Below are 13,921 nucleotides of genomic sequence, written 5' to 3' on the forward strand. Positions count from 1 at the left end.
TACATAATCATATCACCTTTGTCAAGAGGTTTTTTTAAAAAAGTTTTAACAGGAAAAATATCATTATATCACAGATGATTATAGTTCGAGTCTTTTATTTATCATCATAAAGTCAACCAAAACAAGGGCAGCCATAGCCTCAGCTATCGGTACCACCCTTGGAGCCACACAAGGATCGTGTCTACCCTCTGTAACTATCTCCTTAGGGTTACCAAAAAGATCTATTGTCTTTTTAGGCACAAGTATTGAGGAAGGAGGTTTTACTGCAAACCTGAAGACAATATCTTGACCTGAGCTTATACCTCCCAGCGTTCCCCCTGCATTGTTAGACATAAAACCGTAGGGGGTGATCTCATCATTGTTTTGACTCCCAAAAGATTCCACCACAGAAAAACCAGCACCAAACTCTATACCCTTAACCGCCGGTATAGACATTATAGCCTTGGCAAGTTCCGCATTTATTCTATCGAAAACAGGCTCACCAAGACCCACAGGAACACCAGAAATAATCACCTCGATAAGAGCACCTACAGAATCTCCCCTTTGCTTTACCTCCAATATAAGCTCATAGGCTTGTCTATAAACATCTGGATCAGCCATTCTAATTGGATTTTTTTCCACAAAATCTCTGGCTATTCTATGCCCCTTAACAGTACCCACTTGCTTCACATATCCAAAGATATCTATATTGTATTTTTTCAAAATTTTTTTAGCAATAGCTCCAGCACAAACCCTACCAATTGTCTCCCTGGAAGATGACCTTCCACCTCCCCTATAGTCCCTTATACCATACTTCATCTGATAGGTATAGTCAGCATGACCAGGCCGAAAAAGATTTTTTACAGCATCATAATCCTTTGATTTTTGATTCATATTATAGACAACCATACAAATGGGTGTACCAGTAGTAACACCCTCAAAAACACCACTTAAAATCTCAACCTTATCCTCTTCCTGGCGGGGTGTCGTCAGTTCACTTTGGCCGGGTCTTCTCCTATCAAGCTCAGCCTGAATATCTGACTCTGATAGGTCAATTCTCGAGGGACATCCATCTACCACTACACCCACGGCCTTACCATGACTTTCTCCAAAAGTAGTTATTCTGAAAATTCTACCGAAACTATTTCCAGCCATTAAAAATCCAAGACCTCTCCACCTTTTATTTTTTTAAAACTACCACTGTTTACATCTAAAAGCACACATGGTTCGATCAAACCTTTATCATCATAACCCCTTGACTCCCAAAAACCAACAATATATTCATTTAGGAAATATATCCTTTTTAACCACTTACAGCTTTTGTAGCCCCACAGATTTGGTATTACCATTCTCACAGGTCCCCCATAAGAAAATTCGAGGGGCTCACCCTCCACTTCACTACATATAATTATCCTCTCATTGAACATATCCTCTTTCTCTACAACAGTCACATACTTTCCATAACTCTCAAAATATACATACTTATAATCCGCATCGCCCAACCACTCCATAAAATCTTTCCATAAAACCCCACCCCAGTTAGCTCTTACACTAAAACGGCTTACAGATGTCAATCTACAATTTATGACTGTTTTATTAAATATCCCAAAGAAATCATGCAATAAATACTTACCATTCTTTTTTGTATTTCCACCTATTTCTATATAATAATCTTCCACTGCAGGCAAATCCTCTTCTCTTAAACCCTCAGCATTAAACACTGGACATTTTATATCCCTAAGATATCCCATTTTGCACCTAAAAATATTTTATTACCGTAGCTTTTTCTATAGTAATAAGGCCATGTTCGATAACACCATCAATGGCATTTAAAAAACGATCAATATTTTCTTCTGAATCTACTATCTCCACAACTATGGGCAAATCTTCAGAGAGGGTAAGCACAGAAGCACTATGGATTACAGAACTCGCACCATAACCATATATCCCCCTGAACACAGTAGCACCAGCCACTCCCAAACTTCTAGCCATCTTTACCAAATATTTATAAAGAGGTTCACCATCATATTTATCACTTTCCCCCACAAAAATTCTTACCAATTTCTGTTCGCCTATGAGCTTATTTGCTTTAGATATCATAAACACCTCAAAGCCTTGCCAAATATATCCCCACAAGTGCTGCCACAATACTTACTACCACATTCAAAACCCAGTAAACAAAAGCACTGAAATAAACCCCCTCCGCCAGAAGATTCACAAACTCCACAGAAAATGTAGAAAAGGTAGTATAAGCCCCCAAAAAACCTACACCCAAAAACAACCTGAAATGTTCACTCACAGCCAACTTTTCAATCGACAGCACATATAAAAATCCTAACACAAAGGAACCAGTGACATTAACTATAACTGTACCAAGAGGGACCCTATCACCCAACAAAATGTTAGAATACTTCGATACCAGATATCTTGCAATCGACCCTAAAAAGCCACCAATACCTATATAAAAAATTTTCATTTACAAATTACCTCTTATGAAATATATTCAAAGAATGGAACATTTTCAAGCAATAATTTTCATATCAACAATGACCTTTTTCTTAAACATACCTTTTGGCTTTTTAAGGAAGAAATATAAAAGGTTTTCTATAGGCTGGTTTATTTGTATACATGCACCTATCCCCATTGTTGCAGCTTCAAGAGTCTTTTCCCACCTTTCCATAAAAGTAGTCCCTATTTTTTTCATTTTTGCCATAGCAGGACAAATGGTAGGGTATAGACTCAACAAAAAATATTGACACCCAAAACAACCACACAAAAATAACCCCCAATGTTTTATTTTTAACAACATTTAATAATTATTTATCAACATGTTATATCCACCCAAAAAACTCATAAAAACTTACACCTTTTACACAAAAAACGTTTGACAACCTGAGAAAATTATTTTATAGAGTTTTTGGTAATACCATTTTACCTTTTTACTGAGAGGTGCCACATGCTGCCCCAAAACATTATAAAAAAATTTCAAGAAATAATATCGAACAAAGGCCATATTTACACTGAAGAAGACCAACTTGCCTGCTATAGTTACGATGCTTACGCAGAGACTCCTTCCATGCCAGATATAGTGGTCAAACCATCAGACTATGAACAGATCCAAAAAATCATATTACTATGCAATGAAAACAACATACCGATCATTACTCGTGGGGCTGGCACTAATCTGAGCGGAGGAACAACCCCCACGAGAGGTGGCTGTGTTTTACTAATGACCGGATTTAACAAAATCATAGAAATTAATGAAAACGATCTCTATGCAGTTGTTCAGTCTGGTGTAGTAACTGCAACCCTGGCCAAAAAAGTAGAAGAAAAAGGTCTTTTTTATCCACCTGATCCAGGTAGTATGAATATATCCACATTAGGTGGAAATGTCGCAGAAAATGCTGGAGGTTTAAGGGGGCTAAAATACGGTGTAACAAAAGACTACGTTATGGGTATAGATTTTTTTGATGCAGAAGGTAACTATGTAAAAGGTGGTGGCAAAACTGTAAAACTCGTAACAGGCTTTAATCTACAGGGGCTCATGATATCATCAGAAGGTCTCTTAGGAATTATGACAGAGATTACCCTAAAACTTATACCAAAGCCAAAAGCGTCTAAATCCATGCTGGTTTTATTTAATGATGTGATACGTGCATGTGAAATGGTATCCATAATAATAGCATCAAAGATTGTTCCAGCAACTCTTGAATTTTTGGATAGCTTCACAATAAAAACGGTAGAGGAAGCTACAAAAATCGGTTTACCCACTGAGACCGGAGCCCTCCTACTAATAGAGGTGGATGGACATGAAGGACAGGTGGAAGAAGAATTTGAACAGATCTCGAAAATAGCTCAACTTATGGGTGGTGTTCTAAAAGTAGCTACCAACTTAGAGGAAAAAAACAAGATTTGGGAAGCAAGAAGAAAAGCTCTTAGTAGCTTAGCCCGCCTAAAACCCACACTAATTTTAGAGGATGCCACGGTCCCTCGAAGCAAAATCCCTGAAATGATGAAGGCAATTCAACAAATTACACAAAAATATAACCTTACAATAGGAACATTTGGTCATGCTGGCGATGGAAACCTACACCCAACTATACTCACAGACAGAAGAGATAAAGAAGAGATGCAAAGGGTAGAAAGAGCTGTTGATGAAATTTTTGAGGCTGCACTGAACCTCGGAGGAACATTGAGTGGTGAACATGGTATAGGTACAGCAAAAGCAAAATATATGGAAAAAGAGCTCGGGAAAGGAACAATAATTTTCATGAAAAAACTCAAACAAGGTGTGGATCCAAAAAATATTTTAAATCCGAATAAAATGGGACTTTAAAATGGATGATATCATAAGAGAACTCAAAGAATTAGAAGATCTAACAATAAGATGCATGAAATGCGGCACTTGCCAGGCCCATTGCCCCCTTTACCAAAAAGACCTAGAAGAGCACACAGTAGCCCGCGGTAAAATTGCCCTTATTGAAGCCGTTTTTGAAGGTAGAATAGAAAAAGCCAGTTCCATCCTAAAACACTTAGACTACTGTCTGCTCTGCGGAAGATGCAAAGTTAACTGCCCAAGTGGCGTAAGCACTGATGCTATTTTTCTAAAAGCCAAAGAAGTTTTGAGAAAAATAGAAAAACTACCAAATTGGGGCAAAATCGTCCTAAAGCTCATGATGGAAAAACCAGAATTAATTGCAAAACTTTCTCCTTTAATGCATATTGGACAAAAATTTGGCTCAAAAAAAATTAAAAAAGATATTTTAAGACCAATTTTTGCACCATTTAAAGAGAGAACCACATATCAAATTGCCACAAAGACGTTTTGTAGCCAATACGGTGGTCTTCACCAAGCAAATAACGAAAAAATGCGAATTCTTTTCTATCCAGGATGTGCGATCAATATGATTTTTACATCATGGGGTAAGACAATCGTAGAAATCTTAAACCACTATGGTGTATCCGTTTATATAAATGAAAAAAATTACTGTTGCGGCATACCAGCAGCTACACTTGGCGATATGGATTTATACAAAAAAATGATCATAAACAACTACAATACTTTCGATACTTTTGATGTAGATTATATTATAACAGCCTGCCCCACTTGCCAATACGCCCTTAAAGAAATAGGACCTAAACTCATAAAAAAAGAAACAAATAAACAGTTTATTGATATCATACTTTTTTTAGTAGAAATTTTAAAAGTAGAACTAGAACCCATCACTGAAGAAAAAATTACTTTACACCTACCATGTCATTATGACCAGACAAAAGAGCAAAAACTAAACAACGTTCTAAAACAAATTGGCACAAATTTTGCTCAGCTTGATAACAAAAGCTGCTGTGGTTTTGGAGGAACATTTAATTTAAAAAATTATAAAAACTCAAAAGAAATTGGGAAAAATAAAGCAACGGAGGTGATAGAAAAAGGTTTTAAAAAAGTACTTAGCCCTTGTCCAGGTTGCGTAATGCAACTTACAGACACCATTTACGGAGAGGATGCATTGGATGTGGAGATAACACATCCTGTGATGTTGATGTATGAGTCAATTTTCAACAAAACTATAAAATAAAAGGAGGATTTGCATGAAAAAACTTTTTTTTGCTCTTTTAATTTCAGTCTTTACTCTCAGTACAGCTTTAGCTGCAAAAGTTGAATGGAAAATGGTAACCACATGGTCCAACAGTATCACCTTCCAAAGAGCTGCTGAACATTTCGCAGAGGTAGTCAAACAACTAAGTAACGGTGAATTTATTATTAAAGTTTATCCTGATGGTGCAATAGTTCCTGCTTTTCAGGTTTTTGATGCTGTAAGAAACAATGTTGCCCAGATGGGTCATGACTGGCCAGGATATTGGAAAGGTAAAGACGAAGCTTTTGTAGCTTTTGCATCAGTACCATTTGGTATGAACTCCCTCGAATACACCATCTGGTTAGAGCATGAAGGGATGAAACTTGCAGAAGAATTATACGGAAAATTTGGTTTGGTTCCCCTCATGGGTGGTAACCCTGGTCAGGAGATGGGTTTCTTCACAAAGAAGTTTGCAGATGATATGGGTGACCTTAAAGGGATGAAGGTTAGAACTGTTGGCTGGACAGCAGATATCTTAAAAAAGCTTGGGATCAACGTATCCCCACTTCCTGGTGGTGAAATATACCTTGCTCTCGACAGAGGCGTAATCGATTCTGCAGAATTTAGTACACCATACGCAACATACCCACTTGGTTTCCAGGAAATAGCTAAAAATGTCATGGTGCCAGGATGGCATCAAGTTTCTTGCCAAAACATGTTTATGGTCAACAAAAAAGCATGGGACTCACTAACTCCTCATTTTCAAACTATTCTAAAAATAGCAGCAAGAGAAACCCAACTTTGGGAAATTGCTAACAGCGAATACCAAAATGCAGTACATGTTCAGAAGTATCAAAAAGATGGCGTTAAGTTCAACAGAATAAATGATACAACACTAAAAGAACTGAGAAAAACAACTAAAGAATATCTTGATGAACTCAAAGCCAAACATCCATCTGTGAAAAAAGTATTAGATTCACAGGAAAACTTCATAAAACTTTACTCAGTATGGAAAAACCTTAAAAAAGGTGTTTCCGCTTATCCATACGATGAATATATGAAAGGAAACATGACAGAATAACTGTTACACTAAGGGGGTAACATCCCCCCCTTATTTTAGATTGGGAGATGATGATGAAAGTGATTATAAAACATATAGAAAATCTTCAAGAATTTATCGGTAAATGTGTTGGATTAATCAACTATGCACTCATATTTGTTGTTTTGTATGAGGTTACGAGTAGGAAAATATTTGGAAACCCAACAGTATGGGGATTTGATCTAAGCTACATGCTTTACGGTACAATGTTTATGCTCGGTTTCGGGTATACACTTAAACATGGATCCCATGTCAGGATAGATATCATATATGCATATCTAAAACCAAGAAATAAAGCCATTCTGGATCTAATAGGCTACCTACTCTTTTTTCTCCCATTCATGATAATCTGTCTAAAAGTTTCCTTTGATTTTGGATTTCAATCGTTTGATATGAGAGAACAAAGCATGTCTATATGGCAAATACCTATATACCCCTTTAAGCTCATGATGTTTCTGGGTTTCTTATTGCTGTTCATACAAGGTATTGTGGAAATAATCAAATCTATTTTATTGTTAAAGGAGGGCAAATAATATGTCTCCTGATATAATCGCAATTCTAATGTTTGTAATACTACTTTTTGCAGTCTTTTTGGGTCATCCATTAGCTACCACACTTGGTGGTTTGGGACTTTTGTTTGGTTATTTAGGCTATGGTGGAGACATAAGTGGTATAAACTTTATAATAGCAAGTAAAACTTATGGTTTGATGGAAAACTATGTATTAGTAGCCATTCCACTATTCATAATGATGGCACAATTTTTAGATAAATCAGGTGTTGCCGATGAACTATTTGATGCAATGTATATCGTCTTTGGACCTGTTAAAGGTGGTTTAGCATTAGCAACAACCGTCGTAGCAACTCTTTTCGCAGCTACAACAGGTATAGTAGGGGCTTCTGTTGTATCTATGGGCTTACTTGCTGCCCCATCTATGGTTAAAAAGGGTTATGACAAGAGATTGGTAGCTGGTACGGTTATTGCCGGAGGTACATTAGGTATTCTAATCCCACCCTCTATAATGCTTGTAGTCATGGGTGGGCTTGTTGGTATTTCTGTCGGTAAACTTTTCCTTGCTGCCTTCCTACCTGGATTTTTACTTTCTGGCTTATATCTTATCTATATTTTTGTATATGCCTTAATTAAACCTGAAGTCGGCCCTCCACTCCCAAAAGAAGAACGTACCCATACAATAGTGCAGAAAATTAAGCTCACTGCAAAGTCTATGCTACCCACTTTGTTTCTAATCTTTGCAGTTTTAGGTACAATAGCTTTTGGTATTGCTACACCTACAGAGGCAGCAGGTCTTGGATGTTTAGGTGCTATGATCTTAGCGATAATTAACAAGAGATTCAACCTAAAACTATTAATAGACGCAGGTGTTGCTACCCTTAAGATAACATGTATGGTTATGTTAATATTTGTAGGGGCCAATCTTTATACTTCAGTTTTCATGGGTCTAGGTGGTGGAGAAACGTTTACTAAGTTACTGTTTATGATCAGCGATAACAAGTGGGTAATCCTGGGTATTATGATGTTTATACTGTTTATATTAGGTATGTTTGTTGACTGGTTGGGTATTTTACTTCTTGCTATGCCTATTTTTCTTCCTATTATTGACAAACTTGGTTTCGATCCATTATGGTTTACAATGTTAGTAGCTGTAAACCTACAGATGTCGTTCTTAACACCACCTTTCGGCTACTCCCTATTCTACTATAGGGGCATAGCACCAGCAGGTACAGATCTAAAGGATATCTACAAGGGTATAGTACCTTTTGTCATTTTACAAATGATAGGTCTGATACTCTGCATAATCTTCCCTTCTATTATAACATTCCTTCCCAAACTTATAATGGGTTAAAAGCGGGTTTTAAAACCCGCTTTTTTTATTGACTTGACATATTAATTGTATTTAAATATCACCTATGAGAGAAGAAGAACTAACTTTTGACCAGATGAAAATCATATTGGACAATCTATATAATGGGGTATATCTGGCCGATGGTGAAGGTAACACTATTTACGTGAATAAAACCTTTGAAGAAATGTCTGGTATCCCTTTTAAAGAGTTACAAGGGAGAAATCTCTATGACCTTGTATATAAATATAAATATTTTACAGGTTCAGCTACTCTAATTGTTTTACAAACCAAAAGAGAAGCAACTGCTACCTATAGAACAATCACAAATAAAAATTTCTTAGTCAAAGGTAAACCTGTTTTCGATCAAAACAATACAATAAAATATGTAGTAAACACCATCTGGGATCTAACAAACATCATATATAATAACGTCATAGATCACGATACCGTTAAAAATTTCAAGCTTAACCAAAACAATCTCATATCATCCAATAAAAAGATGAATGATATTATAGACATAGCAGTTAAAATAGCCCCCACAGATTGCACCGTTTTACTTACAGGGGAGACAGGAGTAGGCAAATCACTTATTGCAGAAGTAATCCATAACCTTAGCAACAGAAAAGATGCCCCCTTTGTAAAGATCAATTGCGGTGCAATACCTGAAAACCTCCTTGAATCTGAACTCTTTGGATATGAACCCGGTGCCTTTACAGGAGCTAATCCCAAAGGGAAAAAAGGTCTTATAGAAACAGCAAACAATGGAACTTTATTCTTGGATGAGATATCAGAACTACCTTACAGTCTCCAATCAAAGCTTTTGACATTTTTACAGGACAAAGAGTTTATCAAAGTCGGTGGCCACAAACCTATAAAAGCAAATGTAAGAATCATTTCAGCCTCTAATAGTGATCTCTATAAGCTCACCAAAGAGGGGAAATTTAGGGAAGATCTCTTTTACAGACTTAATGTTGTAAGCCTTAACCTACCAGCATTGAGAGAACGAAAAGAGGATATACCTCTATTAACCAATTTTTTTGTGGAAAAGTATAACATAAAATACAATTTCAACAAAAAAATTTCAAATGAAGTTATCGAATACTTCTGTCAAACCCCCTGGGAAGGTAACATAAGGGAACTTGAAAACACCATAGAAAGATTAATTCTACTCTCCAAAACCGAATTAATAACAATGAATGATCTTAAAAATATCAATTTCACCAATATACTTTCGAAAATGGAGAATAAAAATAGCCTAAAAGAAACTCTTGATGCCTTAGAAAAACAGATTTTACTAAACGAAAAAAACTCTGGCAAAACAACAAGAGAAATAGCTAAAGCACTCGGTATCAGCCAATCTAAAGTAGTAAGATTATTTAAGAAACACAACATATGTTGATTCATAAATGACTCTACGATGCAAATAAAAATCAAATAGGCTCTCTAATTATATACCTTAAAAAACTATGAACCAATAACGAATCAGAACAATGGTCTTTTTTTTATTTTGTCTTATTTATCAATGGCATATTTATTGTATGTCAATACAAAAAACTAAGGAGTTGTTATGAAAAACATATATTTGATCGATGGTATAAGAACCCCAATCGGAAGCTTTGGGGGAACATTATCAGATGTTCCAGCTGTAGAATTGGCTGCTGAACTCCTCAAAGAGCTACAAAAGAGATATAATCTACCCGATGATGCTGCAGATGAAGTGATCTTAGGCCAAGTCATTCAAGGTGGGGCCAAACAGGCACCTGCCAGGCAGGCCATGAGGCTTGCTGGTATAGATGATAAAGTCCACGCTCTAACTATAAACAAAGTATGTGGCAGTGGTCTTAAAGCATTCATGTTGGGTACCCAATCAATTTTGCTTGGTGACTCATCACTTGTCTATGCCGGTGGTATGGAGAATATGTCTATGGCCCCTTATGCTCTTGATAGAGCCAGATACGGATACAGAATGGGGCATGCAACATTTTTTGATCTTATGATTTACGATGCTTTACAGGATCCTTATTCCGGGAAACACATGGGCGAAATTACAGAGGAAAGCATAAAGAAAAACAATATATCCCGAAAAGAACAGGACGATTATGCAATCAGAAGCTATACCCTCGCACAAAATGCCATAGAAAAAGGTGTTTTAAACTCCGAAATACACCCAATCATCAAAAAGACCAAAAAAGGTGACCAGATCATAGATAAAGATGAAGAACCCTTTAAAGGTGACCTTTCTAAAATCGAGTCATTAAAACCTGCATTTACTAAGGATGGTTGTATCACAGCAGGCAACGCCTCCAAAATAAACGATGGAGCAGCTGTAGGTATCTTAGCAGATGATGATGCTGTAAAAAGATACGGTTTTCAGCCTAAAATAAGAATAGTTGCCTACTCCACAAACAGTATTCATCCAAATGATTTTGGTGAAGCACCTATAGGTGCCATAGAAAAAGTAGTAGCAAAAGCAAAACTAAATTTGGACCAGATAGACCTTTTTGAAATCAATGAAGCCTTTTCAGCTGTTCCACTGATGGCAATCAAAAAACTAAAACTTGATATAAACAAAGTGAATGTTAACGGCGGTGCCGTAGCCTTTGGTCATCCCGTCGGTGCCAGTGGGGCAAGAATTCTAATAACCTTAGCCAGAGAAATGATTCTAAGAAACGTAAAATACGGAGTTGCCACACTTTGTATCGGTGGTGGTGAAGCAGTAGCTGTGCTTATAGAAAAAATAAATTAGGAGGCAAACTAATGAAGCCCATTTATTATGATGCCACTGAAGCTATTAAAGATTTATTAAAAGATGGTATGACCATAGCAGCAGGAGGCTTTGGTCTATGCGGTATACCAGAAAAACTTATCTTAGCCATCAGGGACAGCGGAGTAAAAAACCTAACTTTTGTTAGCAACAACGCAGGAGTTGATAACTTTGGCCTCGGTTTACTCCTTCAGACGAAGCAGATAAAAAAAATGATTTCGTCCTACGTAGGTGAAAATGCAATATTTGAACAACAGTTTTTAAATGGTGAATTAGAAGTAGAATTAACACCTCAGGGGACATTAGCAGAAAAACTTAGAGCTGGTGGAGCTGGAATCCCTGCTTTTTATACAAGAACAGGTTTTGGTACCGTTTTATGTAAAAACAAGGAAACAAAAATATTCAATGGAAAAGAATATGTCTTAGAAGAAAGTATTGTAGCCGACTTATCCATTGTAAAAGGATGGAAAGCAGATAAAGCTGGTAATGTAATCTTTAGATATACAGCAAACAATTTCAACGAAGCATGCGCCAAAGCAGGAAAAATAACAGTTGTAGAAGTCGAAGAGATCGTAGAGACAGGTGAACTCGACCCAATGTCCATACATCTACCAGGCATTTATGTCGATAGATTAGTGTTGGGCACCAATTACGAAAAACCGATAGAACAGAGAACAGTATCAGATGGCACAATCAAAGCAAAAGGTTTTAACGAACAAAAAGAGTGGATGGCAAAAAGAATCGCAAAAGAATTCAAAGAAGGGTATTATGTAAATTTAGGTATAGGTATGCCCACTCTTGTGGCAAATTTTATCCCAGAGAATATGGATATAACCCTTCATTCTGAAAACGGTCTCTTAGGCATCGGCCCATTCCCAAAACCTGGAGAGGAAGATGCCGATCTGATAAACGCAGGTAAGCAAACCATTACCTACAAAAAAGGTGCTGCTTTCTTTGACTCCTCAGAATCCTTTGCTATGGTAAGAGGTGGTCATATTGACATCTCAGTTTTGGGTGGTATGGAGGTAAGTGAATTTGGAGACCTTGCAAACTGGATGATACCCGGTAAAATGGTAAAAGGACCAGGTGGAGCCATGGACCTCGTAAATGGCGTAAAAAAATTAATAGTGATGATGGAGCACACAACAAAAGATGGTCAACCAAAGATCGTAAAAGAATGCTCCTACCCTATAACTGGGAAAAATGTTGTAACTATGATAGTCACAGAAAAAGGTGTTTTTGAAGTTGATCCACAAAATGGCCTCACACTCATCGAAATATCACCATTTTCCAACCTCGATGACATTAGAAACACTACAGGCTGTGATTTCAAAATAAATCTTAAATAATGGAGGATATTTTATGAAGGATAAAGTAGCAGTAGTAACAGGTGCTTCCAGTGGTATAGGACTTGCAATAGCAGAAGCCCTTGCGAACGCAGGTGCAAAAGTAGTAGTAGCTGATATAAACAAAGAAAAAGGTGAAACAGAAGCCATCAGAATCGGTGGAAAATTTTTCTGTGCAGATCTATCGAAAAGAAGCGACTGTAAAGCATTAATCGATTTTTCAGTTGAAACCTTTGGTGGCGTTGATATACTGGTAAACAATGCAGGTATCCAGCACGTATCCCCTGTAGAGGATTTTCCAGAAGATAAATGGGATTTTATGATAAGCCTCATGCTAACAGCCCCTTTTCTCCTTACAAAATACTCATGGAACTACATGAAAAATAAAAAATGGGGCAGGATAATTAACATAAACTCAGTTCACGGACTAAGAGCATCAGAATACAAGTCAGCATATATCTCTGCCAAACATGGGCTATCAGGACTTACAAAAACAACAGCCTTAGAAGGTGGCAAATATGGTATTACAGTAAACTCTATATGCCCAGCCTATGTTAGAACACCACTAGTGGATAACCAAATAGATGCTCAGGCAAAAACCCACAATATACCGAGGGAAAAGGTCATCGAAGAGATAATGCTCAAAAAAGCATTTGTAAAAAGACTTATAGAGCCATCAGAAGTAGCAAGTCTCGTTTTATACTTATGTTCAGATGCTGCCCAATGTATAACAGGATCTACCATTACAATAGACTGTGGATGGACTGCCTCATAATTTTTCTCATAGCCCTCTTATTTAACATCGAGAGGGCTTCTTTATTGATCTATTATTGAAATAAGTTACAAAAAGTGATAGAATAAAATATGATGAAAAAACTACCCATAGGTCAATCAAGTTTTGAGCAGATTATAAAAAATAACAACCTTTATGTTGATAAGACAAAGTATATCTATGATTTAATTACCTCTACTCAGTTTAATTTCCTTTCCCGTCCGCGCAGATTCGGAAAATCCTTGTTGGTATCCACACTAGAACAGGTTTTTAAAGGTAACAAAGAGCTTTTTAAGGGGTTGTGGATATATGAGTCAGATTATGACTGGCAGCATCACATAGTCCTTAAGTTTGACTTTAATACTATCTCATTGGATAATCCTGATATTTTAGTAAAAGCAATTGAGTTTAACCTATCTCAGAAAGCTGAGGAGTTTGGTTTATCTATAAAGGGGACTGGCATAAAGGAGCAGTTTGTAGATTTGGTAAACAAGGTTTACAAAAAACATAAATCATCTATTG

At 36.8% G+C, this 13,921-nt stretch carries 15 protein-coding genes; 10 read left to right on the top strand and 5 right to left on the bottom strand.

The window, feature by feature from the left end; all coding sequences use genetic code 11:
* Positions 1–78: 78 nt before the first annotated feature.
* Genes aroC through N3C60_01925 form a run of 5 tightly spaced genes read right to left on the bottom strand, consistent with a single transcriptional unit; the run spans position 79 to position 2,692 of the window.
* Entirely contained in the window at positions 79–1,134 is a 1,056-nt protein-coding gene (gene aroC, locus N3C60_01905) for a chorismate synthase (protein MCX8083655.1), read from the bottom strand.
* Positions 1,134–1,730, bottom strand: coding sequence for a molybdopterin-dependent oxidoreductase (locus tag N3C60_01910; protein MCX8083656.1), 597 nt, complete (start codon positions 1,728–1,730; stop codon positions 1,134–1,136). The genes aroC and N3C60_01910 overlap by 1 nt, the downstream gene beginning before the upstream one ends.
* 7 nt (positions 1,731–1,737) lie before the next feature.
* Complete coding sequence (locus N3C60_01915) at positions 1,738–2,079, bottom strand: DUF190 domain-containing protein (protein MCX8083657.1); 342 nt, start codon at positions 2,077–2,079, stop codon at positions 1,738–1,740.
* 7 nt (positions 2,080–2,086) lie between these two features.
* Complete coding sequence (crcB, locus tag N3C60_01920; protein MCX8083658.1) at positions 2,087–2,455, bottom strand: fluoride efflux transporter CrcB; 369 nt, start codon at positions 2,453–2,455, stop codon at positions 2,087–2,089.
* 45 nt (positions 2,456–2,500) lie between these two features.
* Positions 2,501–2,692 carry a hypothetical protein gene (locus N3C60_01925; protein MCX8083659.1) on the bottom strand — a complete coding sequence of 64 codons (192 nt, stop codon included), beginning with the start codon at positions 2,690–2,692 and terminating at the stop codon, positions 2,501–2,503.
* A 243-nt stretch (positions 2,693–2,935) separates the two neighbouring features.
* Here N3C60_01925 and N3C60_01930 point away from each other — a divergent pair, with 243 nt between their 5' ends.
* From N3C60_01930 to N3C60_01975, 10 genes are all read left to right on the top strand, one after another.
* A complete protein-coding gene (locus N3C60_01930; GenBank protein ID MCX8083660.1) occupies positions 2,936–4,315 on the top strand; it encodes an FAD-binding protein in 1,380 nt (459 codons plus the stop codon).
* A 1-nt stretch (position 4,316) separates the two neighbouring features.
* Positions 4,317–5,555, top strand: a complete 1,239-nt coding sequence (locus N3C60_01935; protein MCX8083661.1) for a (Fe-S)-binding protein — start codon at positions 4,317–4,319, stop codon at positions 5,553–5,555.
* 13 nt (positions 5,556–5,568) lie between these two features.
* Positions 5,569–6,636: a TRAP transporter substrate-binding protein DctP gene (gene dctP / locus N3C60_01940; protein ID MCX8083662.1), complete on the top strand. Its 1,068-nt coding sequence runs from the start codon at positions 5,569–5,571 to the stop codon at positions 6,634–6,636.
* Positions 6,637–6,689: 53 nt separating this feature from the next.
* Positions 6,690–7,187 carry a TRAP transporter small permease subunit gene (locus N3C60_01945; protein MCX8083663.1) on the top strand — a complete coding sequence of 166 codons (498 nt, stop codon included), beginning with the start codon at positions 6,690–6,692 and terminating at the stop codon, positions 7,185–7,187.
* A 1-nt stretch (position 7,188) separates the two neighbouring features.
* A complete protein-coding gene (locus N3C60_01950) occupies positions 7,189–8,517 on the top strand; it encodes a TRAP transporter large permease subunit (protein ID MCX8083664.1) in 1,329 nt (442 codons plus the stop codon).
* 64 nt (positions 8,518–8,581) lie between these two features.
* Positions 8,582–9,916, top strand: a complete 1,335-nt coding sequence (locus N3C60_01955) for a sigma 54-interacting transcriptional regulator (GenBank protein ID MCX8083665.1) — start codon at positions 8,582–8,584, stop codon at positions 9,914–9,916.
* 168 nt (positions 9,917–10,084) lie between these two features.
* Positions 10,085–11,263, top strand: a complete 1,179-nt coding sequence (locus N3C60_01960) for a thiolase family protein (GenBank protein MCX8083666.1) — start codon at positions 10,085–10,087, stop codon at positions 11,261–11,263.
* Between the two features lie 11 nt (positions 11,264–11,274).
* Complete coding sequence (locus N3C60_01965) at positions 11,275–12,630, top strand: 3-oxoacid CoA-transferase subunit B (protein MCX8083667.1); 1,356 nt, start codon at positions 11,275–11,277, stop codon at positions 12,628–12,630.
* A 13-nt stretch (positions 12,631–12,643) separates the two neighbouring features.
* Complete coding sequence (locus N3C60_01970) at positions 12,644–13,402, top strand: 3-hydroxybutyrate dehydrogenase (protein ID MCX8083668.1); 759 nt, start codon at positions 12,644–12,646, stop codon at positions 13,400–13,402.
* A gap of 89 nt (positions 13,403–13,491) precedes the next feature.
* On the top strand, positions 13,492–13,921 hold a 430-nt coding region (locus tag N3C60_01975; GenBank protein MCX8083669.1), incomplete at its 3' end, for an AAA family ATPase.

The organism is Calditerrivibrio sp. (assembly GCA_026415135.1).
In the GTDB taxonomy this organism is placed as follows: Bacteria; Chrysiogenota; Deferribacteres; order Deferribacterales; family Calditerrivibrionaceae; genus Calditerrivibrio.